At 60.8% G+C, this 25,970-nt stretch carries 28 protein-coding genes and 1 tRNA gene; 9 read left to right on the top strand and 20 right to left on the bottom strand.

Features of this window, described 5'->3' with window-relative positions:
• Positions 1-91: 91 nt before the first annotated feature.
• The 5 genes from PO860_RS09155 to PO860_RS09175 all read right to left on the bottom strand — a co-directional run bounded on the left by PO860_RS09155 (position 92) and on the right by PO860_RS09175 (position 3,639).
• The gene (locus PO860_RS09155; protein ID WP_272782560.1) at positions 92-781 is read right to left on the bottom strand and encodes a DUF599 domain-containing protein; all 690 of its coding nucleotides are present in this window, start codon (positions 779-781) and stop codon (positions 92-94) included.
• Positions 782-878: 97 nt separating this feature from the next.
• On the bottom strand, positions 879-1,838 hold the full coding sequence (locus PO860_RS09160) for a 5-oxoprolinase subunit C family protein (RefSeq protein ID WP_273885635.1): 960 nt from the start codon (positions 1,836-1,838) through the stop codon (positions 879-881).
• Positions 1,835-2,542: a 5-oxoprolinase subunit B family protein gene (locus PO860_RS09165; RefSeq protein ID WP_273882730.1), complete on the bottom strand. Its 708-nt coding sequence runs from the start codon at positions 2,540-2,542 to the stop codon at positions 1,835-1,837. The genes PO860_RS09160 and PO860_RS09165 overlap by 4 nt, the downstream gene beginning before the upstream one ends.
• 111 nt (positions 2,543-2,653) lie before the next feature.
• Positions 2,654-3,433 (bottom strand): LamB/YcsF family protein, encoded by a 780-nt coding sequence (locus PO860_RS09170; protein ID WP_272782558.1) that lies wholly within the window; start codon positions 3,431-3,433, stop codon positions 2,654-2,656.
• A gap of 8 nt (positions 3,434-3,441) precedes the next feature.
• On the bottom strand, positions 3,442-3,639 hold the full coding sequence (locus PO860_RS09175; RefSeq protein WP_272782557.1) for a hypothetical protein: 198 nt from the start codon (positions 3,637-3,639) through the stop codon (positions 3,442-3,444).
• Positions 3,640-3,798: 159 nt separating this feature from the next.
• Between PO860_RS09175 and PO860_RS09180 the strand changes: the two genes are divergently transcribed.
• On the top strand, positions 3,799-4,320 hold the full coding sequence (locus tag PO860_RS09180; RefSeq protein ID WP_272782556.1) for a PAS domain-containing protein: 522 nt from the start codon (positions 3,799-3,801) through the stop codon (positions 4,318-4,320).
• 146 nt (positions 4,321-4,466) lie between these two features.
• Here PO860_RS09180 and PO860_RS09185 read toward each other — a convergent pair whose 3' ends face one another.
• Positions 4,467-5,288 (bottom strand): universal stress protein, encoded by an 822-nt coding sequence (locus tag PO860_RS09185; RefSeq protein WP_273885634.1) that lies wholly within the window; start codon positions 5,286-5,288, stop codon positions 4,467-4,469.
• 313 nt (positions 5,289-5,601) lie between these two features.
• On the opposite strand from PO860_RS09185, the gene PO860_RS09190 reads away from it, so the two are divergent.
• Positions 5,602-6,864 (top strand): MgtC/SapB family protein, encoded by a 1,263-nt coding sequence (locus PO860_RS09190; protein ID WP_183607309.1) that lies wholly within the window; start codon positions 5,602-5,604, stop codon positions 6,862-6,864.
• Between the two features lie 200 nt (positions 6,865-7,064).
• Here the strand turns inward: PO860_RS09190 and PO860_RS09195 are convergent, their stop codons facing one another.
• Both PO860_RS09195 and PO860_RS09200 read right to left on the bottom strand, forming a co-directional pair.
• Positions 7,065-7,445, bottom strand: a complete 381-nt coding sequence (locus PO860_RS09195; protein ID WP_183607308.1) for a hypothetical protein — start codon at positions 7,443-7,445, stop codon at positions 7,065-7,067.
• Between the two features lie 66 nt (positions 7,446-7,511).
• Positions 7,512-8,201 (bottom strand): hypothetical protein, encoded by a 690-nt coding sequence (locus PO860_RS09200; RefSeq protein ID WP_275035405.1) that lies wholly within the window; start codon positions 8,199-8,201, stop codon positions 7,512-7,514.
• A 270-nt stretch (positions 8,202-8,471) separates the two neighbouring features.
• Here PO860_RS09200 and PO860_RS09205 point away from each other — a divergent pair, with 270 nt between their 5' ends.
• Positions 8,472-9,098: a TerC family protein gene (locus PO860_RS09205; RefSeq protein ID WP_183607306.1), complete on the top strand. Its 627-nt coding sequence runs from the start codon at positions 8,472-8,474 to the stop codon at positions 9,096-9,098.
• A 31-nt stretch (positions 9,099-9,129) separates the two neighbouring features.
• Here the strand turns inward: PO860_RS09205 and PO860_RS09210 are convergent, their stop codons facing one another.
• The 7 genes from PO860_RS09210 to PO860_RS09240 form a co-directional block, all read right to left on the bottom strand.
• Positions 9,130-9,948, bottom strand: a complete 819-nt coding sequence (locus PO860_RS09210; protein WP_183607305.1) for an MBL fold metallo-hydrolase — start codon at positions 9,946-9,948, stop codon at positions 9,130-9,132.
• Positions 9,949-9,952: 4 nt separating this feature from the next.
• A complete protein-coding gene (locus tag PO860_RS09215; protein WP_183607304.1) occupies positions 9,953-10,735 on the bottom strand; it encodes a TatD family hydrolase in 783 nt (260 codons plus the stop codon).
• Between the two features lie 4 nt (positions 10,736-10,739).
• The gene (gene metG / locus PO860_RS09220; RefSeq protein ID WP_273885632.1) at positions 10,740-12,290 is read right to left on the bottom strand and encodes a methionine--tRNA ligase; all 1,551 of its coding nucleotides are present in this window, start codon (positions 12,288-12,290) and stop codon (positions 10,740-10,742) included.
• 296 nt (positions 12,291-12,586) lie between these two features.
• Positions 12,587-13,612 (bottom strand): DNA polymerase III subunit delta', encoded by a 1,026-nt coding sequence (locus tag PO860_RS09225; RefSeq protein WP_272782551.1) that lies wholly within the window; start codon positions 13,610-13,612, stop codon positions 12,587-12,589.
• Positions 13,613-13,620: 8 nt separating this feature from the next.
• Positions 13,621-14,301: a dTMP kinase gene (gene tmk / locus PO860_RS09230; protein ID WP_183607301.1), complete on the bottom strand. Its 681-nt coding sequence runs from the start codon at positions 14,299-14,301 to the stop codon at positions 13,621-13,623.
• Positions 14,302-14,436: 135 nt separating this feature from the next.
• Positions 14,437-15,630, bottom strand: a complete 1,194-nt coding sequence (locus tag PO860_RS09235) for a D-alanyl-D-alanine carboxypeptidase family protein (RefSeq protein WP_273885630.1) — start codon at positions 15,628-15,630, stop codon at positions 14,437-14,439.
• Positions 15,631-15,704: 74 nt separating this feature from the next.
• Positions 15,705-16,811, bottom strand: a complete 1,107-nt coding sequence (locus PO860_RS09240; protein ID WP_272782550.1) for a septal ring lytic transglycosylase RlpA family protein — start codon at positions 16,809-16,811, stop codon at positions 15,705-15,707.
• A 390-nt stretch (positions 16,812-17,201) separates the two neighbouring features.
• Here PO860_RS09240 and PO860_RS09245 point away from each other — a divergent pair, with 390 nt between their 5' ends.
• Positions 17,202-17,759, top strand: coding sequence for a hypothetical protein (locus PO860_RS09245; protein WP_275035408.1), 558 nt, complete (start codon positions 17,202-17,204; stop codon positions 17,757-17,759).
• Positions 17,760-17,830: 71 nt separating this feature from the next.
• Entirely contained in the window at positions 17,831-18,034 is a 204-nt protein-coding gene (locus tag PO860_RS09250) for a hypothetical protein (protein WP_183607297.1), read from the top strand.
• A gap of 76 nt (positions 18,035-18,110) precedes the next feature.
• On the opposite strand, the gene PO860_RS09255 is transcribed toward PO860_RS09250, so the two are convergent.
• Positions 18,111-18,437, bottom strand: a complete 327-nt coding sequence (locus PO860_RS09255; protein ID WP_272782549.1) for a GYD domain-containing protein — start codon at positions 18,435-18,437, stop codon at positions 18,111-18,113.
• A 266-nt stretch (positions 18,438-18,703) separates the two neighbouring features.
• On the opposite strand from PO860_RS09255, the gene PO860_RS09260 reads away from it, so the two are divergent.
• Positions 18,704-18,793 (top strand) — tRNA-Ser (locus PO860_RS09260).
• Positions 18,794-19,937: 1,144 nt separating this feature from the next.
• The gene (locus PO860_RS09265) at positions 19,938-20,162 is read left to right on the top strand and encodes an alkylphosphonate utilization protein (RefSeq protein ID WP_010035073.1); all 225 of its coding nucleotides are present in this window, start codon (positions 19,938-19,940) and stop codon (positions 20,160-20,162) included.
• Between the two features lie 15 nt (positions 20,163-20,177).
• Here PO860_RS09265 and PO860_RS09270 read toward each other — a convergent pair whose 3' ends face one another.
• The 3 genes from PO860_RS09270 to PO860_RS09280 form a co-directional block, all read right to left on the bottom strand.
• The gene (locus PO860_RS09270) at positions 20,178-20,996 is read right to left on the bottom strand and encodes a transglutaminase-like domain-containing protein (RefSeq protein ID WP_183607295.1); all 819 of its coding nucleotides are present in this window, start codon (positions 20,994-20,996) and stop codon (positions 20,178-20,180) included.
• Between the two features lie 97 nt (positions 20,997-21,093).
• Entirely contained in the window at positions 21,094-21,975 is an 882-nt protein-coding gene (locus tag PO860_RS09275; RefSeq protein ID WP_183607698.1) for a transglutaminase family protein, read from the bottom strand.
• 513 nt (positions 21,976-22,488) lie between these two features.
• Positions 22,489-22,644: an entericidin gene (locus tag PO860_RS09280; protein ID WP_183607294.1), complete on the bottom strand. Its 156-nt coding sequence runs from the start codon at positions 22,642-22,644 to the stop codon at positions 22,489-22,491.
• A gap of 570 nt (positions 22,645-23,214) precedes the next feature.
• Here PO860_RS09280 and PO860_RS09285 point away from each other — a divergent pair.
• The gene (locus PO860_RS09285; protein WP_097619707.1) at positions 23,215-23,469 is read left to right on the top strand and encodes a GlsB/YeaQ/YmgE family stress response membrane protein; all 255 of its coding nucleotides are present in this window, start codon (positions 23,215-23,217) and stop codon (positions 23,467-23,469) included.
• 101 nt (positions 23,470-23,570) lie between these two features.
• Here the strand turns inward: PO860_RS09285 and PO860_RS09290 are convergent, their stop codons facing one another.
• Positions 23,571-23,852 carry a hypothetical protein gene (locus PO860_RS09290; RefSeq protein WP_097619829.1) on the bottom strand — a complete coding sequence of 94 codons (282 nt, stop codon included), beginning with the start codon at positions 23,850-23,852 and terminating at the stop codon, positions 23,571-23,573.
• A gap of 221 nt (positions 23,853-24,073) precedes the next feature.
• Between PO860_RS09290 and PO860_RS09295 the strand changes: the two genes are divergently transcribed.
• Entirely contained in the window at positions 24,074-25,966 is a 1,893-nt protein-coding gene (locus PO860_RS09295) for a SurA N-terminal domain-containing protein (protein WP_273885627.1), read from the top strand.
• Positions 25,967-25,970 lie beyond the last annotated feature (4 nt).

Below are 25,970 nucleotides of genomic sequence, written 5' to 3' on the forward strand. Positions count from 1 at the left end.
TTTCGTGTCTTCGAGAGTCCGATGTTCGCAACGTACTTAACCGCACGTCGCTCAGACTATCACCTTGCGCCGGGCCGCGGACAATCGATTCCTAGTCGAGCAGCTTGCGTATCGCCATGATCCCCTTTGCAGCATCCGACCAGGACTGGCGCCAGATCAGAACGCCGACGCTGAGGATGGTCGCAACAATGAACGGGATTGGCCCGATGAACCAGAAGGCGGCCGCGACGGTGAAGTAGTAGGATCGGACGCCGACGCTGAACGAACGAAGCGCCGGGTTCAACACCAGGGTGAGCGCGTTCGTCCAGCCGGCGATGTCCCTGTCTTCATCACGGGAGGGGCTCGCCCCGATCGCCGCCAGGCAGTAGTTGATCTGCCGCACCGCCCATATGAAATCGGATAGGCCGCGCAGCAGCGTCGCCATGATCAGGAGGACCTTGCACTGGAAAAACCAGGCAGGGTCCTGAGCCGCAAACATCGCGATCAGGCCACCCGATCCATAATTCGGCTCCATGAACAGCGCGCCGCTCAGCCCGACGATGACGATGAGATTGGCGGAGCCGAAGAAGGATGCCGAATTGATCGTGTGCCCGAGGATCGCGGCGTCGCCGATGAAATTATTGTCTCGCGTCAGGACCTCCCGCATCCAGGCCGCGCGAACGCGCACCATGTCGACGGAAAGACTGTCGTTCCTTCTCGGCCACCCTGCTGCCATCAAAGGCTCGACCGCCACCCAGACGAGAAGGAAGAAAACGATCGCCGCAACGTTCAGAAAATCCATGGTGCCCCCGAACTGAAACTGGATTTTCCTGAACAGTACTTCGAGCTAACGGCAGCTCCAAGCGTCTGTCGCCGCCCTGCCCTTCAGATCGACACGCCTATATAAGGGCGTTGCATGGATCGCGGACCGCCGCAAGGTAACGGGACATCGTCGCAGCCCGAAGCCGGATGTGCTCGGTCGCCTGCTGCGGCGTCACGGCCAGGAAACCGACATGGTCGCGTGGGCGCAGCTGAACGAAGGCGTCCAGATCTGAATCCACCACCGTTGCGATCTTGGGATAGCCTCCGGTCGTCTGGTGGTCGGCCAGCAGAATGGTGGCGACGCCGTCTCCAGCCACCTGCACCGAGCCCCGCACGATCGCTTCCGATGGCATGTCCAGCGCGACGCTTGGCGCAAGCGACGGACCTTGGAGGCGCACTCCCATGCGGTCATAGGCGTCGCTCAGGCGGAAAGCCGACGACAGGAAATTCGACAAGGTTTCCTTCGAGAAGAACCGATCCTGCGGACCGACCACCACACGCAGCTCGGATCGCGGTCTTGCTATGACCGGACATGTGATCGGACCATGTCGATCATCGCGCACGTCCGGATCGGCTATAGTGAGCGTCTGCCCGGTTGCAAGGCGCCCGCCGCCGAGGCCGGAGAGGCTGTGAGTCGACATGCTGCCCAGCCAGGTCTTTGCCTCGATGTGACCGGCGAAGGCCAGATAGGTCCAGCTTCCCCAGTGTCCCGGGCGGATCGCCAGCCGCTCCCCGGCCCTCAGCGTGGCGACCATCCATGCGCCACGCTTGTCGCCGGCATGCTCTACGATGAAGCCTCCTCCCGCGACAGCAAACGTAACTTCCCCCGATAGGCAGTCGAGAACCAGGCCGCCCATGGAGACTTCGATTGCCGGCTGACTGGTAGGATTGCCGACGGCGGCGTTGGCGGCTGCAAACGAGGTCCTGTCCATCGGACCGGAGGCCGGAACGCCGTACCGCATCAATCCGTGACGTCCTCCGTCCTGGACCGCGACGTGAGGACCCGCGAAGTTGATTGCAAGGACGGCTTCGCTCATGCGAGGCGCCTCGCGTCGAATTCGGCCCTCGATATGCGGCGGAAACGCACCGCGTCGCCGACGTCGAAAAGGAACGGACGATCGTTGGACGCGGCGTCGAGGATCTTCGTCGGCGAGCGGCCGATGACCCACCAACCGGTCGGCATGGCAAGCGTGCTCACCAGGCACTGCGGACCGGCGATCAGCACGCTTCCGGCGGCGATGCCGCGAATAGGCGCCGGCTTCCTCGGCTGCTGAATGGCTTTGGGCACGCCTGCAAGGTAAGCGTAGCCGGGAGCGAAGCCGTACATGAAGACGCTGTAGTCGCCGGAGAGATGGGCGGATATAACGTCTTCCGGCGATAATCCGCTTGCCTCGGCGACGGCGGCAAGGTCGGGCGCAAGATCAGGATCGTAGCAGACTTCGACTTCGCGCATTGCTCCAATCGTCTCTGGAACCTCAGCTCCCAGACGCTCAGCAATGGCCGCCTCCGTCGTGCGATGATCGGCCACGAGCGGATCGAAGCATACGAGAATGCTGGCATAGGCCGGAACGGCTTCGACGAATCCTTGAAAGGGTGCCGTCTTCAAGGCGGCATCCAGCTTGACGACCTGATCGTGGATCCGTTTGTCGATGGTCGTGCCGAATTCGACGAGCACCGCGTGCCCGCCCACCGGGCGGTAGTTCGGAACGCTGCCGGACGATGCGGACGGGTCCTGTGACAAATCAGTCGGCGCCTTCGATCAGAAGGAAGTCCGCATCCGCAGCCCCTGCTCGAGGCGCCGTGGCTTCCAGATCGGCGACGGTAATCTGGGCGATAAGATAGCCTTTGGCCATCACCTGTTTTCCTGTGTCGGTTGGAGGAATGGTGCCACCTCGATGCCTGCCTTTTGCAGCTCCTGGCGCACGTGGACGGCCATGGCGAGCGCTCCCGGGCTGTCCCCGTGAACGCAGATCGAGTGCGCATAGAGAGGGATCGGAACGCCGTCGACCGTCGGCATGAGGCCGCTGGACAGGTACCCGATCAATCTCGATGCCGCCTGTGCTGGATCATCGATCATCGCTCCCGGCAAGTTGCGCGGTACGAGCCGACCCGTGGAGAGGTAGCCGCGGTCGGCAAAAATCTCGCTGAAGACGGTCATCCCGGCATCGCGGGCCGCATGCTCCAGCTCTGTCCCGGAGATCGCCAGTATGGCAAGTTCCGGCGAGACCGCTCGGCTTGCGCGGATGATGGCGTCGGCGACCGGCCGTTCGTCGGCCGCCCAATTGGCGAGTGCGCCGTGCGGTTTGACGTAACGGACGCGGGCGCCCGCCAGAGCTGCAGCGCCCATCAGCGCGCCGGTCTGCGTCGCCACAAGCTGCTCCACCTCCCGGATGTTCAAGGGGATCAGGCGTCGTCCGAAACCCTCGCGATCCGCGAAACCCGGATGGGCTCCCGCGACGACACCCCGCTCAGCTGCCAGGGCAAGCGTCTCCACCATGGTCGCCGGATCTCCGGCGTGCCCGCCACATGCGATGTTCGCACTGGTGACGACGTCAAGGATCGCCTTGTCGTCGCCCATGCGCCAAGGTCCAAACGCCTCCCCCAGATCAGAATTGAGATCGATCTTCGTCATGATTTCCGTCAACCCTTCGCGCCGGTCTTGTCGGCTTCGTCGCATTCTGGAACGTCGAAGCCGAGGTGAAGCACACCTTCGCCGTACGCGTCAAGAAAACGATGCTGCCGGCTGCGCGCGGCGAGCTTGTGTGGCGATCTCGGGCTGCCTTTCGCGTGGGGCTTCGGTGGCAAACTTACCATTCGTTCGGCACCGATCGAACCCATCAAGCATGCATTCCTGCCAAGCGAGGAATCCTCAAATCGATTCCGATTTGAGGAATTATGCAGTAAGATAAACAGCGAAATGGTTGAGCACGTCGTATCCTCTCAAGAGCCAGGGTGACGTGATCGACCGGCAGCGCTGGCGCGCAGTGGGGATGTGGAATGAACACTGTCAGCAGCATTGGAACGTCCGAATTCTCCGTTGCCGAAGAGCCTGGCATTTTTACCTGGGATTTGGCGACCGACACGGTTTATGCGGATTCGGCGCTGGCAAAGCTCTTTGGGCTTGACCCGGAGCAGACCATCGCGGGGCTGCCGATTATAAAATACCTCGACCGGATTCACCCGGACGACAAGCCATCTGTGGCCAAGGCGATTTCAGACTCGGTGATCACAGGAGATCCGTATCGCCATGACTATCGGGTATTTGATCGAAGCGGGCAAATAGTAAACGTGGCTGCCTTCGGCCGGTGCTTCAAGAATGAAGCTGGAAACCCGTCGCAATATGCGGGCATCGTATTTCCGACGAATGATCACGTCCACCAGGACGAATTGTCTGCTCACTGCAGTGCGGCACTGAAAATTGCGCGGTCATCCGGCCTGCAAACGACGGCCGATGCGCTTGAAGCGATTCTCAAAGAGCTTGCCAACCCGATGCCGCCAGACACCGTGCAGGTTCATTGATTTCATACCAACTGCTGGTTGCCGCATCAGGCATTGGGTGATGGCGATGGGTTTGCGAGCCTTGGATATTTGTCACCCGCAGAGGACGCTCTTCTCTGGAAGCGATCGACGTTGCGGCCATCGGCAACACGCCGCGCGCACCGCAGTTAGTGGCAAAGGACAGTGGGCATTTCGAGGCGGGTCAACAGCGACCGTGTGACCCCTCCCAAGATAAATTCGCGCAGCCTCGAATGACCGAACGCGCCGGCGACGAGCAAATCTGCCTTGCGTTCCAGGGCTGCGCCTTGAATGACGCTGGCCGGTGAGTCGCCCTTCGCTTGCACGGCTGCGACATCGACGGCAAGACCAGCCTTCCGAAGCACAGCCGCAAGGTGATCTCGGCTACGCTCGTCAATCTGCTTATCATCGGTGATGGAAATCAGGACGACGCGCGAAACTTGATCCAGCAAGAACCTGGAACCCGCCAGTGTCCGCGCGACAGTGGCTCCTCCATCCCAGGCGACGGCAATAGCATCGATCCGGCCGCTGAAATTATCCGGGGGAAAAAGCAGGAGCGGTCGACCGCTTTCAAACAGCACGCTCTCGATCAGCGGCCTCATCAGTTCAGATGCTTCCAAAATGGAAAGATCATATGTGCGCGACAGCTCGGCAAGAGTTTGGACGACAAACGGCTGCCTCACATCGAATGGCTGGATCTCGATCTCGACCTCGGCTTTATTCGCATAATCACGGAGCGTCTGCCCGAGAACGGTTCCATTGTCTCTACTCAAGCGCTCCGCCGCCGCCCGCATTTTGTCTATGTCAAGGAGTGATGGAAATCGCGGTTGAACGGGTTCGATCCTGACCAGCGGTATACTCGCCGTCAAACCGGCCTTTTGGTGAAGGGAAACATCGACAGCATTCTGAAGGAGCGAGAAGGAGCTTGCGTCTGGATAGGTGGCCAGCGGTAAATGGAATTGCGCTTTCATGGCTGAAGGCCTCCGAATGGTTGGAGGTATCATAGCTTAAAGGTGTCTCCGGCGCTTGACGAAGATCAAGGTCGTTCCACCGCGAAAGCGCGAGCGTGATACTGAACGTCCTCATGAGGAAGGAAGCGGAATTCGTTGGGCGAAGCGGCAAAGATCTATGCTAAGCGATGAAGTGCGATGCGCGATTGAATATCAGCACTTCGCGGAGCAAACGTGTCCGGACGCCGCTGAGCAGCAGCTTGCGGATGAACAGTTATGGCATATACGGCGCAGCTGCCTTCGATGAATCGGCCGGCTTGCCTGGACCCAACGGATGATGACATCATTGGTGACGACAGAAGCATTCCAGCGCCTCAGTCTGGCACTTGCAATCGGCATTCTTGTCGGCATTGAGCGCGGCTGGCAGGATCGTGAGGTTGCTCCAGGCAAGAGAGTAGCCGGTATCCGCACCTATGGACTGTCAAGCTTCCTCGGCGGCTTCTGCGGTTTCCTGCAGCCTGTGACAGGGCCAATTCTGCCGACAGCTATCTTTATATTCTTTTGCATCACGGTTCTCCTCTTCAGTTGCATGCAGGCGGCGCGAGAGGAGGATTACAGCGCCACCGGCACCATTGCGGCCCTGGCGGTCTTTGCGCTGGGCTTTGGCGCGGTCGTGGCGGATATGACGATAACGGCCGCAAGCGCTGTGGCGATAACCGCCCTTCTTGCAGCGCGGGAGCCGCTGCATGGATTTCTTCGCCGATTGACCTGGCTGGAGCTCAGGGCCGCTTTGATCCTGCTGACGATGACGATCGTCATCCTCCCTATCCTTCCCAATAAGGCGATTGATCCTTGGCAGGCAATCAATCCTTTCGAACTTTGGATGCTGACGATCCTGGTGGGAGCCGTTTCCTTTGCCGGCTATATCCTGATCAAGCTGAGCGGCGCCCGCGCCGGAATATTGCTGACCGGAGCCAGCGGCGGCATCGTCTCCTCCACGGCCCTGACGCTTTCATTCGCCCGTCAGTCGAAGCAGATGCCGGTCCTCTCGCCACTCCTCTCTGCGGGTGCAATGCTTGCGGGAGCCGTTTCTCTCGCCCGCGTACTTTTGATTTGCGGTGCCATTGCACCAGTCGTTTTCACGGAGCTTGCTCTATCTCTCGCTCCGGCTGCTGCCATCCTCGCCATAGCAGGCGGCTTCGCCGCGTTGCTGCAACGCCCGGATGACAGCAGCGACTTTTCACCCCGAAACCCCCTCGAGGTGATGGTTGTGCTTCGTTTCGCACTCCTTCTCGCCGTCGTGACAGTCCTTACACGAATGACCTTGATCGTCTTTGGAACTCAGTCACTGATGGCCCTTGCATTCGTCACAGGACTGGGCGATCTCGATGCGATAACACTTGCCGTTGCGAAATTGTCATCCATCCAGGTACCCGCGGATGCGGCCGCTCGCGCCATAGCGGTCGCGGCCTTCGCCAATCTGCTGGCGAAAGCCGTTCTTGCAGCAAGTATGGGGAGCATCGCTTATGCGGTTCGTTTCGCGATCGCAGGCGGTGTCGCGACCTTGGCGGGAATTGCCGGCACGCTGCTGGTATGAGCTTGCCCGACGCAGAGCATCTTGTCGGGATTGGCCTCATGCGGCCCCTCGCCGGCCGCCAACTCAATCCGCTCAGTCAGCGCTTTGTCGACATCGCCATGGAATTGACGTCGCCAACGCAAAGGCTGGAGTCGGAGCCTCCCGCACACAGCGGTTAGATCTATCGTGCGCGCATGCGGCTTCGGACGTCAAGGCCGTTCTCACCGCCGCCTCGCCTGTGACAGATGAGCGACAGATCCGGCAAGCATGAGGTCGAACGGAAGGCGTCGAACCAGTCTGGTTGCGACGAAGGCCGCGCACATCGCCGCAGCAAGCTTTGCCCAAGGATAGTCGCCGAGTTGGACATGGGCGTTTGCATCGACCGAAGTGGCCTTGGATTTCAACGCCGCTTCCGCGTCCTCGCGCAACATGCCGAGCCGGGCGCTGAGCAACCTGACTTCATGCCGCAGGACGTTCAGATCATGGTCGGCCTTTTCCCGCGCGGTCTCTGCGGCGGCATCGGCAAAAGGCGGTTCGCCTTCGGCGACCAGTTCATCGGGATCGAGCGGAAGGACGCCGTCCCGGTTGATGGATGATTGCATGGACATGTCCTCCAACGAAGAGCAAGAGAAATAAGGCCCGGCATTGCGGCCGGGTCAGGGTTTACATCAGTGATCGCGCCGGAAGCTCTGGCTCTGTTGGCCTCCACCTTGCGACTGGCTCTGCGATTGGCGATCGGCGTCGCTCGATGGCGAGCCGGCGCCGGTGAAGCTATAGGCCCGCACTTTGGCGCTTCCATGCGTGGTGTCGCGGGTTACGACCGGGCGCGCGTCGTCGGAAGTCGCAGGCGAATCCCGGCCTTCGAATGCGCTCTCGGACACGGCAAGGTCTTCCGAGGCTTTGCCGCCCTGAGGCGATCCGGCAAAGCCGGTGTTTGACGCGCCTTCAAATGCGCCTTCCGAGGACCACAGATCCGCCCGCTCGTCCATGTCGATGCTGCCCTCGTGTTCCAGGATATCGTGGACGGCCTCATAGAGCGCGTCATCGATGTCATTGACCTGAACAAGGAAGCCGCCTCGCCGCAGTCCTTCCGCGTAGACCGCACGATCCTCGTCGGGGAACAAGAAGTCTGCCAGCGCGTCGAAAAAGCCGCTGCGGTCGTCGCTCATCACGCCGGCATTTTTTCCATCCGCTTCATATCCCGGCATTAGCCTTATTCTCGCAACCGGCACGCCGGCATCCTCCAGACGGGTGATGGCGGATTCAGCTTCCGATCGGCTGTCGAAAAGTGCGGTGAGGCTGCTGCCGCCCGTCGGGCCTGAGAAGGGCGGATTGGTATCGTTGTAAATGTTGCTCACGGGATTCTCCTCTCGATGCATGGAGCCAGCCGTCGACCCGACGTCTGAATCCCTGACCGGAAAACCGGCGGACAAGAGGAATGTTCCAAGCGAATGCGAGCGATAAGCGCGGACATCAGCTGCAACGCCGGCCCGGGCCGTCGATGGCCGGTGCATATCGAATGGAGGAACGGTTTGACGTCAAGGATCGTTGTCCGGCGGCACCGCTGGCGGTTGACGTCAAACCGTCGAGACGCTAGCACGGCTCTTGACGCATTGGGGATATTTCATATGGACATCTTTACGGCAGCCGGTCTGACGGCTCTGCTGCAGGTCATTGCTATCGACCTCGTTCTCGCTGGCGACAACGCCGTGGTTATCGGTCTTGCCGCTGCCGGCCTCGAGGCGACGCAACGCCGCAAGGCGATCATCGTCGGCATTGCCGCCGCGACCATCCTGCGTATTCTCTTTGCCAGCGTCGCGGTCTATCTGCTGGCGATCGTCGGCCTGCTGCTGGCAGGCGGACTTCTGCTCCTGTGGGTCTGCTGGAAGATGTGGCGCGAACTTCGCGCCGGCCATGGCGAAAACCACGACGCGGCGGGCGCCGAAAGCGCGCCGAAAAAGACCTTCTTCCAGGCGGCCACCCAGATCGTCATCGCCGACGTCTCCATGTCGCTCGACAACGTACTCGCCGTTGCCGGTGCCGCGCGCGAACATCCGAGCGTGCTGATCATCGGTCTTGCTCTGTCGATCGCGCTGATGGGCATCGCTGCCAACCTGATCGCCCGGTTGCTCAACAACCATCGCTGGATCGCCTATGTCGGCCTGCTGATCATCCTCTACGTCTCGCTCGACATGATCCATCGCGGCGGCGTCGAAGTGCTGCCCTATGTGCAAGCGAGCGGGTTCAAGCTTTAGGATCTGTGGACAGTTATCTGAGCCATAGGATTTAGAGCCTGACCTCGGTCTCGAAGCTCATCTGGTCATACGCCGGCACCACATGGTCCGGCGTCTCAGCCATCACCACGTCGTAGTCTAGCGGCGTGTGCATATGGGTGAGGATCGCCTGCTTCGGCTTCAGCCGGCCGATCCAGTCGAGCGACTGTTCCAGCGACAGATGGCTCGGATGATAGGCATATTGAAGTGCGTCGATGATCAGCACGTCGAGATTCTGCAGCTTGTCGACGGTCTGCGGCGGGAAATCGCTGATATCGCTGCAATAAGCCACATCGCCGATCCGGAAGCCGAGCGAGTGAATATCACCGTGCTGCTGGAGATGCGGATAGAAGGCGATCGTGCCTCCCGGACCGCGGATTTCGACGGGGTCGTCGAGATTTTCGATGACAACAGGCAGCACGATCGGCGGATAATTGCTGCCCGGCGGCGTTTCCAGGCAATAGCCGAAGGCGTCCCGCAGCCGGTCCATGGTAAATTGGTCGGCGAAGATCGGCACCCGGCGGCGGGTATTGTGAAAATAACCGCGCAGATCGTCGATGCCATGGATATGATCCGCATGCGGATGGCTGTAGAGCACGGCATCGACATGGTCGGCCCCTGCCCTGATCATCTGTTCGCGAAAATCCGGCCCGGTGTCGATGACGACGGTGGTGACGCCGCCATCCCCCGCAAATTGCTGCACCATGAAGGCGGCGCGCGTGCGCCGGTTCTTCGGATTGTCGGGATTGCAGGCGCCCCAGTCGCCGGTAATGCGCGGCACGCCGGGTGACGACGAACAGCCGAGAATGGTGAAGCGCCGTCGGTAGAGCACGCCGCTAGACCCTCGGCATCTTCGAGAACAGCCGGAAGGCATTCTCTGTCGTGATCCGTGCGACCTCAGCATAGGAAAGGCCGATCGTCTCGGCGAGCACCTCGGCGGTGTTGACGACATAGGACGGTTCATTGCGCTTGCCGCGCCAGCGCTTCGGCGCCAGATACGGCGCGTCCGTTTCCACCAGCAGCCGATCCTGCGGGATCGTCTTGGCGATCTCGCGCAGCTCTTCCGACTTCGGAAAGGTCAGGATTCCCGAAAAGGAGACATAGCCGCCGAGCGCGACGCCGGTCTTCGCCAGTTCCGGGCCGGCCGAGAAGCAGTGGAGGATGAACGGGAAAGCCCCCTTCCCGGTTTCCTCGGTCAGGATCGCAGCCATGTCCTCGTCGGCGCTGCGGCTGTGGATGACGAGCGGCAACCGGGTCTCGCGCGCCGCGGCAATATGGCGGCGAAAACCGGTCTGCTGGTCCTCAGGCTTTTGCGTGTCATAGAAATAGTCGAGACCGGCCTCGCCGATGGCGACGATCTTCTCATGGGCATTGGCGAGACGTACCAGCTCTTCCGTTGGGATATCCAGCTCTTCGTCGGCATTGTTCGGATGCGTGCCGACCGAGCAGAACACCGAGGGATATTTCTCGGTGATGGCAAGTAGCGCGCCGAGCTTGCGCACCCGCGTCGAGATCGTCACCATCTGCGCAACGCCGGCCTGATGGGCGCGCGTGACGATCTCGTCGCGCTCCGCCTCGAAATCGGCGAAATCAAGATGGCAATGCGTATCGATCAGCACGGCTTCAAGCCTCCGGAGCCACGTAGCGCGGGAAGATCGGCGTCGGCGCTTCGAGCGGCGTTCCGGCAACGAGACGGCCGGCTTCACCGAGAGCGGCGAAGTCGCGCTTGCCAGCGGGTGCGGCAACCAGATCGAGCAGCTTGCTGGATGATTCCGGCATGAAGGGCTGCAGCAGGATGGCGATCTGGCGCACGACTTCGGCAGTCACATAGAGCACCGTGCCCATACGCTCCGGATCCGTCTTCTTCAGCGCCCATGGCGCCTGGCCGGCGAAATAACGGTCGGTCTCGGAGACAACAGCGATGATCGAAGCGAGCGCCCGGTGGATCTGCTGCTTGCCCATGTCCTCGCGCGTCGAGGCATGCAGCGCGTCGGCTTGGGCGAGCATCGCCTTGTCCTCGTCGCTGAGCGCCCCGCATTCCGGGATCTTGCCGTCGCAGTTCTTGACGATCATCGACAGCGAGCGGCTGGCGAGATTGCCGATGCCGTTGGCGAGGTCGGAATTGATGCGAATGCCGATCGCCTCTTCGCTATAGCTGCCGTCCTGGCCGAAAGAGACTTCGCGCAGGAAGAAGTAGCGCACTTGGTCGAGGCCGAAATGGTTCACCAGGTTGACGGGATCGACGACGTTGCCGAGCGACTTCGACATCTTCTCGCCCTTGTTGAGCAGGAAGCCATGGGCAAAGACCCGCTTTGGCAGCGGCAGCTTTGCCGACATCAGGAAGGCCGGCCAATAGACGGCATGGAAGCGGATGATGTCCTTGCCGATGATGTGGACGTCGGCCGGCCAGTATTTCGCCCGCGGGCCGTTCCGGTCCTCGATATAGCCGGTCGCGGTGATATAGTTGGTCAGCGCATCGACCCAGACATACATGACGTGGGCGGGATCGTTCGGCACTTTGATGCCCCAGTCGAAGGTCGTGCGCGAGACCGAGAGGTCCTTGAGGCCTGACTTGACGAAGGAGATCACCTCGTTGCGGCGCTCGGCCGGACCGATGAAATCGGGGTTCGCCTCGTAATGGGCCAGCAGCTTCTCCTGGTATTCGGAGAGCTTGAAGAAATAGCTTGCCTCTTCCACCCATTCGACGGGCGTGCCCTGCGGCCCGTAGCGCACGCCGTCGGCGCGCAGCTCCGTCTCGTTTTCCTGGTAATAGGCCTCGTCGCGCACCGAGTACCAGCCGGCATAGCTGTCCTTGTAGATGTCGCCGTTCTCGGCCATCAGGTTCCAGATGTTGCGCGATGTCTCGTGATGGCGCTCCTGCGTGGTGCGGATGAAGTCATCGTTGGAGGCGTTCAGCAGCTTGGCCATCGCCTGGAATTCGCCGGAGTTGCGATCGGCAAGCGCCTGCGCAGTGATCCCCTCGCCGCGCGCCGTCTGCTGCATTTTCTGGCCGTGTTCGTCGGTGCCGGTCAGGAAGAACACATCCTTGCCGTCGAGGCGCTGATAGCGCGCCATCGCATCCGTCGCGATCAGCTCATAGGCATGGCCGATATGCGGCTTGCCGTTGGGATAGGAAATCGCGGTGGTGATGTAGAAGGGTGTCTTGTCTGTCATGGCGGCCAATGTCCGGCTAACTCTATAAAAATGGTCAGCCGCTCTTAGCGCATGTCACCGTCAAGCGAAACATCAAGTTTCACCGCCGCCAATGATTTCCGGGAGGTTAGCACGGTGAACTTTACTCAGCTTCTGCCGCAATCTACCCGTCATGGAAAAGAGGGCGGAACAGAACCAAGTGCCAGTTCTCGTCTACCGGATTTGTCGTGACCGTGCGCCGTCAGGGGCGCTAGTTTGACGTTCGAGCCGCTCTATTCGCTTTCCGGCCTGTCGCAGGCAAGTCGGTGACCGGCTGATCAGAGGCCTGGCTGCTTGATATCGGCGAGAATGCTGATGATCGTCTGCTTGCGGTCGAGGTTGTAGGCATCGGAAATCGTCAGCCGCTCGGTGATCTCCGAATAGAGCCGTGCCAGCCGTTCCGCAGCGGTGATCTGCCCCTCGCCTGCCGCTACGCGCGCGCGGTTCATGATGTCGTCGCCGACATGGCTGACGAAGAAATCGAAGATCGTGTCGCTTTCCCGGCCGGAAAGCGCGTCGGCCAGCCGATGCATGGCCTTGCGGGCGGTCGGCCCCTCGGCCGACAGCATCTCGTCATAGGCGGCAATGATCTCGCCGCCGCCGTAGTTCAACAGTTTCAGCGCCTCGCCGACGCTGCCCTTGGCGGCCGAAAGCACCGCCCCGCCCTCGCCTGATATGCCGAGATGGTCAAGGGCCGCGACCAGCGCGTCGTCGGCAAGCGGTGCCAGTTTCAGCGGCAGGCAGCGCGAGCGGATGGTCGGCAGCAGCTGTCCCGGTGCATGCGAGAGCACCAGGAACAGCGCCCGCTTCGGCGGTTCCTCCAGGATCTTCAGGATGGCGTTGGCCGCATTGCGGTTCATGTCGTCGGCCGGATCGATGATGACGATCCGCCAGTTGCCGGTGCCCGAAGTCTGCGAGAAGAACTTGCCGGCGCGGCGCACCTCGTCGACTGTTATCGCCGATTTCACCTTGCCGGTCTTTTCATCCACCGGCCGGGCCAGATGCAGGAGATTGTGCGAGGCGCCGGAGGCGATCTGCCGGCTGACGGCAGAGGCCGGATCCGGATCGCCGATCGTTTCCGGCGCCCCGTCGGGATCGGGATGCGAAAGCACATGATTGGCGAAGCGGAAGGCGAGCGTCGCCTTGCCGATGCCCTCCGGCCCCTCGATCAGGATGGCGTGGTGGCCCTTGCCGGACCGGTAGGATTGCGCCAGGAAGGCTTCTGCCTCCTCATGGCCGAACAGCCTGGTATTTTCGCCTGGCCAGATAGCGCCGTCGAGCAGTCCGGGCCTCTCTTCACTCATAATGGGCCTCACTCATGATGAGCGGCTTCCGGCATTCGGGCACGGCCTGCAGGCGATAGCAACTGTTTGACGATCGCCAGGATCTCGGCGGAAATCGCCTCCTCGGTCTGCATGGCGTTGACCACGTGGCAGCGCTCCGGCTCGCGGGCGGCGATATCGAGAAAGGCCTCGCGCCGTTTCTCGTGGGTTTCGAGCCGCTCCTTCTCGAAGCGATCGGGAGCGTCGGCGCCGGCGCGCTTCTGCGCCCGCTCCAGCCCGATCTTGGCCGGGATGTCGAGGATCACGGTGCAATCCGGCATGACGCCGTTGATGGCGACGCGCTGCAGCGTCTCGATGAAATCGGGTTCGAGATTGCCGGTGATGCCCTGATAGACGCGGGAGGAATCCATGAAGCGGTCGCAGAGCACGATCTTGCCGGCGCCAAGCGCCGGCCGGATCACCTCTTCGACATGGTCGTTGCGGGCGGCCGCAAAGAGGATCGCCTCCATCCGCGTGCCGAAGGCTTCGGCAGCTCCCGACAACAGCACGTGACGCACGGCCTCCGCGCCCGGCGATCCACCCGGTTCGCGCGTCACCAGCACGTCGTGACCTTCGCCCTTCAGCGCCGCGGCGAGGCGACGGATCTGCGTGGATTTACCAGCGCCTTCCCCGCCTTCAAATGTAACGAACAATCCCATACCGGATGACAATGCCAACTTCCCGCATTCCAGGCGCCCCGCGTGCGCCCCACCTCTTCTATCTATCCGAAGATATCGGGGAGGAAAACCTTTCGCCGCGGCGACATATTCACCTTTCCCAGCAAAACGCATGGGAAGGCCGGCCGTTCAGCCGGGCGCCGACTTGTCCCAGAGCCAGGAGAAAAACAGCGATTCGCCGAGCTCCAGCATGGCGTCCACCGCCCGGCTGCTGAGCGAGCCCTCGCCGACCGCCTGCACGGTATAGAGCGGCACCTCCCTGAGAAGACGGGACCCTGCGAAAATCCTGAGTGTGCCTGCCTGGGTGTCCGGCTCTACCGGCGCCGTCAGCGGCCAGCGATAGACGATGCGCGCCGACAGCCGGTCGGGGTTGCTGATCGGGATATAGACGCTGACCGGCGCCTTGGCGACGAGATCGACGGTGCGCGCCGTGCCGCCATAGACGCTGGCGGCGCCGATCACTTCCTTGTCGGCGAAGATCTGCCGGTTTTCGAAGGCCGTCAGCCCCCACTCGAGCACCCGCTTGGCCTCCTCCGTCCGCTCCTTGTCGGAGGCGATGCCGGCCAGCGCCAGAAACAGCCGCCGGCCGTCGCGCTCAACCGAAGCGACGATCGAATAGCCCTCGCCCTCGGTAAAGCCGGTTGCCAGCCCGTCGGCACCGAGATCGAGCCCGAGCAGCGGGTTGCGGTTGCGCTGGAAGATCTTGTTCCACTCGAAATCCGGCAGGGCGAAATAGGGATAGAGATTGGGATAGGACTGGTGCAGGGCGGTGGCGAGCGTCACCATCTCGCGCGCCGTCACCTTGCTCTTTCCGTCGGGAAGGCCGGTGGAATTGCCGAACTCGGCCTTCTCCATGCCGAGCTCGCGGGCGCGTCGCGTCATCGACACGGCAAATTGCTGCTCGGTTCCGGCCATGCCCTCGGCGAGGATGATGCAGCTGTCATTGGCGCCCTGGACGGCGACACCCTTGATCAGGTCATCGACGCGCACCCGCGATTTGAGGCTGGCAAACATCGTTGCCGTCCGCGATGGCGCGCCGCCGGTTCGCCAGGCATATTCGGAAACCGGATATTCGGTATCGAGGGTGATCTGGCCCTTCGTCAACGCTTCGAAGACGAGATCCATCGTCATCAGCTTGGCGAGCGAGGCCGGCGAAAAACCCTGATCCTCGTTCTTGGCGAGAAGCACGGTGCCGGTGGCGGCCTCGATCATATAGGCCTGCGCCGCCTTGGTGGCGAAGCCGGCGGTACCGCTATCGGCTGCGAATGCGCCGGTGGCGAGCGGCATGATGCATGCAAACAGGCGAAGCAAAGGCTTCAGCATCAAGAATTCCCATCGATCAGGGGGGCGTATTTCAGGAGGTTAGAGCGAGAGGAAATCCGATGCAATTGCCACGCTCAGCGCGCGGCGGTTTTTGCCTGATGACGCTTGGCCGCGGCAAGGATCGACTCCTGCGTCAGCCCGTCATTGCGCACCATCACCGCGTCGAAGGCGAGATCGACGGTCACCGTCTTCACGTCCTCGTCCTGGTAGCCGAGCGCGAGAGAGCCCAGCGGCCGTTCGTAGGGCATCGGACCGATCTCCGGCAGCACGACCATCTGGTCGAAGGACGGCGCGGCATTGTTGATGGACGGGGCTGACGGCGCCACCAGAACATGGGCGGGTGCTGCCAGGGCGGGCGTTGCGGCGGGTGCCGCATTGTAGCGCGCGCTCGGCGTCGAACCGGCATAGGACGTGGCCGACATCGGCACCGGCACGCTGGCCGGCGTCTCATAGTCTTCGGCACTCTGCAGCTGATCGCGGGTGATCTTGCGGCTGTTGGAGGCGACCATCACGCCGGTTGCGATCTGGCCTTCCGGATTGACGCCGGGAATGCGGCTGCCCTTCGGCACGTAGGAGGCCATCAGATAGGGCATGTCGTGGCCGTCCATGCGGGCGCGGCCGACATATTGCACGCGCACCTTGCCGGTGCCGCTGTGCTGCAGATCCAGCATGTCGGCCGTCTTGTTGGACAGGTCGATGATGCGGCCTTCGTGATAGGGGCCGCGATCGTTGACGCGCACGATGACGGAGGAGCCGCTTTCGAGATTGGTGACGCGCGCATAGCTCGGCAGCGGGAAGGTCGGATGCGCGGCGGAAAGATGCATCTGGTCGTAGACTTCGCCATTCGCCGTCAGGCGGCCGTGAAAGGCCGAGCCATACCAGGAGGCGACGCCGACCTTGTTATAGGAGAAGTCCTCCTTCGGATAATACCACTTGCCCTTCACCTCGTAAGGATTGCCGACCATGTAGCGGCCGCCGCCCTTGGGGATGTTGTTGCCGGTGGCGACCCGCGGGCTCGCCTTCACGCCATATTCGGATTCGGAGAAATATTCTTTGCCGTGGGATTTCTTCTTCGGCACCGCCTGTGTCGTGCCGCACGCCGCAACCGTCGCACACATCGCCGAGATTGCCAGCCACCGTGCTGTCGTTGCGAAAGACGCCGCCCCGTATCCCAATTTCATATGCCCCACGCCGCTCAAAGATCGTTATGGTTAAGGAACTCTGCCCCATCTTGGGCCATTACGCCTTATCCCCGCCCGCCTAACGAGACTTTAATCTTGTTAAGTTCGTGGCAAATTTACGAAGGATTTCGCAGCGATAGCGACAAATCTAATGATTATGGTTTATAAATCACTAACGTGAGCCTTGCCGCCCTGCTCATTCCGCCGCCGCAATAAGGCCCTGACGCCTCGTGCCGATGCGGGGCATATGGTAAATCTGAACTCGCTTTCGAATGGCCGAAAAGCCCAAATTGGCACAGGCCGGAGCGGGTTCCCAAGCGGGGCGACGTCCCCTTGCCCCGCCTGGCCAAATGACGCTAAGCATTCTCTGCGCAGGGTTGGGGGATTGCCATGGGCGGAATTTTTAAAAGCTTGATTTTGCTTGTTATAATGACCGTCTCATCGGCCGTCGGCGCCGCCGCGGAAGATTTCCCCGCCTATTGGCGCAAGACGATGACCAATGATCCCACCACGAATTACTATCTTGCCCAGGCCCTGAAGCCCTTACCGAACAAGGATGCCGAAACCATCAGAGTGCTCAGGCTGTCGCTGATCGCCGGCAATTTGTGTCTCGGCGCCACCATCAATACGAGGACAGGCGAGACCTTTCTGCAGCAGGCCGGATATCACCGCCTGCGCGGAAAGGCCTGGGACGAAGCCGCCTTCCTTGCGAACGATTGGTTCAAATACTTCAATTACCGCTCCCTCGCCCATCTCTGCGCCGGCATCGACTACATGTTCGGGCCGGAGGGAAAACTGGCGCCCAATCTGGTAAAACCGGAAAGGGTGAACCAAAGGGATCCTACGACCCTCTGGATTCCTACTACATGCGGCTTCCGCCCTTGCGCAAACCGAACGGGTAAGTCACGTCACCGATTGCATGTGATGCAGTGCGGATCGCGGATTTGACAGCTTCGTGGCTGTATGGGAACGAAATGTCCGCCGCGAGCTTTAAAGGTCTATGCCTTTGGAGGATCACCATGAACGACGAAACCATGACGCAGCTCGACACGATCAGCCAGAAGTTGCATGCCCGATCTCGCCAGCTTTCCCAGCCGGATAACGACAACGACACCGCAATCCTGATGTCGGCACTGGCCGTGACGATGGAGGCAGTTCGCTCTCTCTGCGAGGACATGAACCAACTCAACGGTCCGAAGGGCCTCGGATCTGACGGACACTAAATCTCTGATGTCTCCGGCGCACCCAGACAGCCTGCGCCGAGAACGAGGGAAGCACTGATCTTCAGTGGCCCGCCACCTACGCTGCCGGTGGCCGATACCGAACCGACTTGGCCTTCTTCAAGGCTTCGATCGTATCCTCGACGCTGAGGAGGACAGTGGTCTCCATGGATCTGAGCGCGCCGCCTGCACCGATAGCCAACGCGACCGCCGCCATCGATACGTTGTCGGGCGCCTCCCACAGATTCCAACCGTCATGCTCGCCGAAGGCGTACCAGAACCCATGCAGCTTCCCGCCCACCGATTCAATGTACGTCCGCGCCGCCTCCCGGCGATCTTCGGGGTTTTCGATCATGCGCGCCCACGTCTCGGGCGTGTAGCTGAAGCGCGTGAGATACATGGCCATGTCTCGTCCTCCGCCGAAACAAAACAGTAAACGCCCAAGCCGGGGAGAACGCCAGTTATTTCCATTGTACGAAACGGGCCTGCCGCCCCGGTTTCATTCGCAAAACGGCGAACATCGAAGATGTCGGCAAATGCTGCAGAGTACGTTGACGCTGCGAACAAAGCTGCTAAAAAGCCAGCCATCGAGTGATTGGGTAGCAAATCGGCAGCAAGCGCCGATTTCAGGTAGTCAACAAAATGTTGATTACTCAACCTTTTCAATCAGATGGAAGAGTGTCCGAGTGGTTTAAGGAACCGGTCTTGAAAACCGGCGTGCGGGAAACCGTACCGTGGGTTCGAATCCCACCTCTTCCGCCAGTTCCCATATTTTCGCGAGAACAGGAAGCAGCTCACTGCTGGCAATTCAGCCCTCCAGTTGACCGGGGTTCTCCGTGCGAATCTTGACCAGATGTTCCTTCACGATCTGCACCTTCGGTATCCGGCCAGCCTGATCCTGCCTCGGTAACAAACCCACGCGCTACCAATGCGGCCTCGTGAAACCGGATGCGCTGGTCGAAATCGCGACGTCGCTCAATAGGGTAGGCGGGAGATTGGCGCGTGAGAGCTCTCACGAGAAGTAAGAATATATCAGGAGGCCGACAGAGCCCCAGAAAATAACCGGCGTAAGTATCATTCCCGCAAAGAAAATCTTTGTCACCGCAAACTCCGCAACTGCATTCACGCCGCAAAACCTATTGCAGTGACGTTGGTTTGCTATGGGCATAAAGTCCCGGATAGATCTGACTTTGGTCTGAGTGTTGCGGTAATTCCGAAATGCGATAGCGTCGTTCGTATGGCGGCGATCATTGAACTCCGCCGCAACCGATAGACCTTTCCGCTATGTCTCCGCCTATTTCGCGCGAGAAAGGCTAACCGAAAGCGGCCAGCCGCTCGACGAAGCGCTCCTTCTGAGCATGGCGTTCGCGGATCGAATGCAGGCGGTGGGTGAAATCGGCCGTGCCGCATTTTGTTCGGCGATCGTCTTCAAGTCGGCGAGGCGGCCGGCTGCCGCGTTATAGCCGGAAGCGTTTGCGCCGCACGGTCTCGGTTTCGACCTCGCGCCAGACAGCATCGCCCGGTTGTATGATCGCGTTGAGCCGTGCGCGGCGGGCGCTGCCTCTTTCTCCTCCTGCCTTCTGCCGCCAGCCGCTCGTTCTCCTTGTGTTGGCGGATATCGCGAATCGCGCCGGCACGGGCTCGCAGGTCCGCGGTCGTATGCGTGGCGGCTGCAGAACTCGCGCTCGGAAGGCTCCGGGCCGCCTTGATCAGACCGGATGCAGCACGCCGTCAGTTTCGAGGATTCGCAGCGTCTCGGCAAGCGTTACCCCGGACTGAAGGCGCCACCATTTGCCTGTTGCCGCAATAATACCGGCCGCAGCCCATGACCGTCCGATCCGATCCCAATGGTTGACTATGCCGTGTCGCCATGATTTCCCGTCCGGGATCATCAAAAGAGGACATCATGGCCGACGACATCATCGTAAAGGACAGCAACGGAAGCCAGCTTCATGACGGCGATTCCGTAACCCTGATCAAGGACCTCAAGGTCAAGGGAACCTCGGAGACGCTGAAGCGTGGAACGCTGGTGAAGGGCATTCGCCTGACCGACAATCCCGGTGAGATCGAGTGCAACACCAAGCAGGTCAAAGGCCTGGTGCTGAAAACCGAGTTTTTGAAGAAGGCATAGGGCCACCTCGCCGCATCAATCGCCCTCTTGCGGCACTTCTTCGGTGATCACCTCGAAGCGGGCGAGCGTTGCCGGGCCGAAAGCCGTCGACATTGCGACATCGGTGGCGTCGCGGCCGGTCGCCATCAATATTCTGCCGATGCGCGGCGTGTTGTGGCGGGCATCGACCGTATGCCAGTGGCCGCCGAGAAAGACCTCGAACCAGGCGCTGAAATCCATCGGATTGGGATCGATCGGAACGCCGATATCGCCGAGATAGCCGGTGCAATATCGCGCCGGGATATTCATGCATCGGCAAAGCGCGATGGCGAGATGGGCAAAGTCGCGGCAGACTCCTGCTTTGTCGATGAAGCCGCCATGCGCGGTCCGCAGGAGGTCGGCCTTCAGGTAATCGAAAGTGATGTGGTCATGGACGAAATCGCAAATCGCCTGAACGCGCGCCCAACCGAGCGGCGTCGACGAGAAGGTTGCCCAGGCAAAATCGGCAAGCCTGTCGGTGTCGCAATAGCGGCTGCCGAGCAGGAAGACCAGCACCTCGTCCGGCAGGTCGTTGATCGCGTGCTGGACGGCATCTTCGGGAACGACGTCGGGCTGGCCGCTGTCGTAGATCTCGAACTCCGTAGAGATCGTCGTCACTCCCGCCGGTGCGACGATCCGGCTGCAGGCATTGCCGAAACCATCGGTATATTCCCAGGCCTCGATTGCCCGGTCGAATGTCAGGACCTGCTCGCTGAGAAGATCGGCACGACGGGAGGGGTGGATATTGAGGACGAGCAGCATCGGCGTTGGCTGCACGCATTCGTAGCCCAGATGAAACCCGGCGCGTATCTTCATTGTGGCTTCCTTGTCGCGTCTGCGCTTTGGCAGCGGTGAGTAGAGAACGCTGATCGCGCTACCCGGTTCCCGCAAGACCGGGACTGTCACCGCGTGGCTAGCCAGATTGCCTTGTGGTGACGTTCACCTGCACTGTCATGCTGTCGAAATCCTTCCCATCCCCGTCATAGCTGCCGCTCAATGGGACTGCCTGGCGCGGATCGCGGGCCACCGCGACACGAATGAGATCGCGGTTGCCGACGATCCCATTGGTCGGATCGAACTCCGCCCAGCCGGCGCCTGGAAGATAGATCTGGCACCATGCATGGGTGGAACCGCCGCCGAGCACGGTGGAGCCGTCCCGGTCGGGAACATAGACGTAGCCGGTGACGAAGCGCGCCGCGAGGCCGAGGACGCGTGCCGCCTCCATCATCAGCAGGGCGAAATCCCGGCAGGTGCCGGAACGAAGCTGCAAGGTCTGGACCGGCGTCTGCGTCCCATGTTCCTGGCGCCGCGCATAGACGAAGCTTTCCCGAATGGCGTAACACAGCGTCATCAGCAGATGGCCGGTCTCCGTCGGACGCCCAAGGCGCAAGAACTGGCGCGCCCAGCGTCCGACCTCGTCGTTGGGATCGGGATAATGGCGCTGCATCGCCGGCGTCAGATCGGCAATCTCATCCTTGTCGTAGGAGAATGGATAGATCAGGGCCTCTTCGTCCACCTTGAGATCCAGGGCAACCTGCGGCGTATGATCGAGGGTGATCCAGGTTTCGAAGCGAAGCTCAGCCGACGGTCGTGAAATATCGACGAGCGCCACGCAATTGCCGAAAACATCGTGGATCCAGCGGACATGACTTTCCTCAGGATAGGTCGTCAACGACGCTTCGATCAACCGCTGGTCGAAACTGTCGCGCGGCCGGAACATCAACCGATGCTCGCCGAAATCGACCTCCCTGACGTAGCGATAGGACGTGATGTGGCGGACGGAGAAAATCGTCATCGGCGGCCCTCCGATAATCTGTTCACTGTGCTTCTCCAAGGCGGCGGCGCCGCCTCTCCTCTGCGGAAGCGCCCTGCCCGCTTCCCCGCTCATCCCGATTTCTTGTCATATAAGCACATTCGAAAGATTGCTATTGTACCTTCACCGATCGACGGCAGAGCCGTCCAACCTAAGAGGATAACATGCATATCATCTGGGACGTTCTGACACTTCTGCTGACAATCGGCTCGCTCTATGGCGGGCGCGAATACCGGATTATTCGCGCCCGTGCCCGCGCTCAGAACTGGGGCAATTTCTGATTCGATTCCGATAGACTGGTCGCATCGTCTCGCTGCCGGAAGGGCGCCGGCCGCGGATACGTCGAATGACGTAAAGCCATGTGCTTCAGCAAGTGCTTCATTAGCCGAGACGGCGTCAATCCGTCCATTCTCCTGTGATTGCAAGCCCGCCTCACCCCAGGCGGGCTTTTTTCACGGTAATTCTTCTATCGCGCATATCTTCCTGGCGCCTGCCTCACTTCTTGGCGCCTGCCGAAAGCACCCGATGTGTCGCATTGTCCATTGCGTGGCTCGCCTCCTGTCCATCCTTCTTCAGCCCGTATGCGGTATTGCCGCAGCCGGACAGGGTGAGCAGGCAGATACAGGCGATGGCGATTGTAGCTTTTGACATCAGTGTTCCCTCGGATCGAATGGCTTCTGAATAAAATGATGCGCTTCGCGCCAAAATCAATCCGTCGAAGCCGGCATGAATCGAATGAGCGACGGATTAATCCGCTGAAAACATGCCGCAAACTCTTGAAGTGTAGTCACCCCCATCGCGCCTTCGGTCACCGCTTTTCAAGGTACGAAAAACGTTCTCAAGTCATCTCTCCCGTGATCTGCGGCAGTTATTCGAGTATATATTCTTCCATCCCGCAAAAGAACACATGTACCATTTCGATACTTTAAGTTTACTCAAATGCGGCGCTTAACTATTTATTAGTAATAACCTTGCGAAGCGGAAGCTTAAGTTTATTCTTTTCTCAAAGGGGAGAGAAAAGAATGTTTAGCAAAAGCCTGATCATGCCTTTAGGCTTCGCAATGCTCGCCATATCAGGCCTCCTGTTCCAGCTGGCTATGTACGCGCTGGAGACTCCGGTCACCCAGTTGCACCCGTAAGCCGCTTTAAATTCTGCCAGGAGTGGAATTTCCTTCCGTTTCATGCATTGTTTCGAGTCGGTTTACCAGGAGGGAGCTAACCATGGAAAACGCAGGTGTAGGTTGGATTGCAGCCATCATTATCGGTGGCATCGCCGGATGGCTGGCGGAAAAGGCCATGAGCAGCAACATGGGCTTGCTCATGAACATATTGCTCGGCATTGTCGGCGCCATTGTCGCCAACTGGATCCTGGGTTTCTTGCACATCCAGCCGCTTGCCGGTTGGCTGGGTTATCTGATCACCGGTTTCGTCGGCGCCTGCATTCTGATTTTCGTCGGCCGCCTCATCCGCCGCTGACCCCGGTAAGCGTTAGCTGACCCGGTCGCGGTAGCTGGCCATCGAAACACCAGAAGCCGGGCAATCATGGCGCCCGGCTTTTCATTGTCCTGAAGTCTCTTTCAGCGACGGCTCAGCAGGCCGAAAACATAGGCGATGCCTGCCGTCACGGCGAGGGCGATGAGCGGTTCTTCGCGAACCTTGTCGCGCAGCTGTTCCGTCATCAGCGACGCCTCGTCGGTCACCGCCGACTTTGCCCCCTGCCCGAGCGCGACCACGCTTTCCGTCAGCCGGGAGAGATCGTTGCGAAGGGCTGCGACCTGCGCCGACAGGTCGTCTGCTGCCATATCAGCCTTGACGCGCGCAGCGGTGGATTCGGCGGAAGCGGTTTTCAATTCTGCCATGGTCTGCTCCTGTTTCATGGGATGCCGGTTCAACGAAATGGCGGCCCGAAAGGTTCCGTCGCAACCGATCTTTTGTTGGCCGCAAAGCCGCCTCGGCCGAGCGGCGGCCTTGTGCAGCTTTTCGCGCGACAAACCCTTCATTTCCTGTCGGGTTTGTTTTAAGGAACGTCGAATGTCCGCCCGCGCGCGGCTCTAATGAATACTGCGAGGTTTGCGTTTCGATGTTCCATATCCTGAGAAGAGCTGCTCAGACCTGGGTTGCCAAGCTGCTCCTGCTTCTGCTCGTCGTCTCCTTCGGCGCCTGGGGCGTGTCGCATCAGCTGTTAACGGGCGGCAACAGCACCACGGTTGTGACCGTCGGCGATCAGCATGTGGACGTCAACGAATTCCACCTCGCCTATCAGCGCCAGGTGGCAAGCCTCGGCCAGCAGTTCGGCATGCGCCTCACCCCGGAACAGGCCCGCGCCTTCGGCGTCGAACAGCAGGTGCTCGCCCAACTCGTTGCCGGCGCCTCGCTCGACCAGCTCGCCGAAGATATGAATCTCGGCCTGTCCGAGGATCGCCTCGCCCAGTTGATCGCCGACGATCCGGCTTTCAAGGCCGTCAACGGCAAGTTCGACCGTGAGCTCTTCATCTCGCGCCTGCGCAATGCCAATATCCGCCAGGACGATTACATCAAGGAGCGCAGCAAGGTCGCCGTCCGCAGCCAGGTCGTCGATGCCATCTCGAACGGTTTCACCGCCCCGAAGACGCTGGTCGACGCCCTGAAGCTCTATGGCGATGAAAGCCGCAGCATCGACTATCTCCTGCTCACCAACGCCAATATCGAGCCGATCAAGGCGCCTGCCGACGACGTGCTGGCGACGTGGTTCGACGGCGTCAAGCAGCGCTACCAGGCGCCTGAATACCGCAAGCTCGTCTATCTCAAGCTGCAGCCCGCCGATATCGCTGACGCCGCGACCGTCACCGACGACCAGATCCACGAAGCCTTCGACAAGAGCAAGGATACTTACCGCACGCCGGAGAGCCGCACCATCGAACAGCTGACCTTTGCCAGCAAGGATCTTGCCGCCGCCGCCGAAACAGCGCTGAAGGGCGGCACCAGCTTCGATCAGTTGGTCTCCGACCAGGGCAAAACGGCAAGCGATGTACTGCTCGGCGAATTCACCAAGGACAAGGTTCCCGACCAGGCCGTTGCCGATGCGGCCTTCGCAGTGTCGCGCGATGGCGGCACGACGCCTGTCGTCGAAGGCTCCTTTGGCTCCGTCATCCTGCGCATCACCAACATCAAGCCGGAAACGGTGAAGAATTTCGACGAGGTGAAGGAGGACATCCGCAAGCAGCTGGCGCTGTCCAATGCCTCTCAGGAAGTGATCAACGTTCATGACCGCATCGAGGATCTGCGCGCCGGAGGTTCCACGCTCGAGGATATCGCCGGCCAGCTGAAGCTCCAGGCCGTCACCGTCGGCGCCGTCGACATGACCGGCGCCGACAAGGGCGGCAAAGAGGTCAAGGATATCCCCGTCAAGCAGCAACTGCTCGGCGAAGCCTTCAAGACCGAGGTTGGCGTCGATGCGCCACCGCTGCCGATCGGCAATGACGGTTATGTCTGGTTCAACGTCCGGGAAATCACGCCGACCCGCGAGCGCCCGGTCGCCGAGGTGCGCGAAAAGGCGGTCGAGGACTGGACGGCGGAACAGCAGAAAGCCGAACTCGCCAAGAAGGCCGACGAATTGAAGGCCGCGGCAGCCAAGGGCACCGCGCTTGCCGATATCGCAACGCCGCTCGGCATCGCCGTCGAAAGCAAGAGCGGCCTTACCCGCTCCACCGATGATCCGGTGCTTGGCCGTGCCGCCGTCACCGCCGCCTTCTCCGGGCCCATCGATACGGTTGCGAGCGCCGTCGGCGCCGATCCCTCGACGCAGATCCTGATGAAGGTCACCGAGGTCAACAGTCAGCCGACCGGCGACGTGCTGAACAACCGCGATGCCCAGATCACCGCCATGGCCAATGCCGCCGGCGACGATATTCTCGATCAGATGGTCAACCTGCTGCAGACGCAGTATGGCGCTCAGATCAACCAGACGCTCGCCGAACAGGCAACGACCCGCTAGGAGG

The organism is Rhizobium binxianense, assembly GCF_028994275.1.
In the GTDB taxonomy this organism is placed as follows: Bacteria; Pseudomonadota; Alphaproteobacteria; order Rhizobiales; family Rhizobiaceae; genus Rhizobium; species Rhizobium binxianense.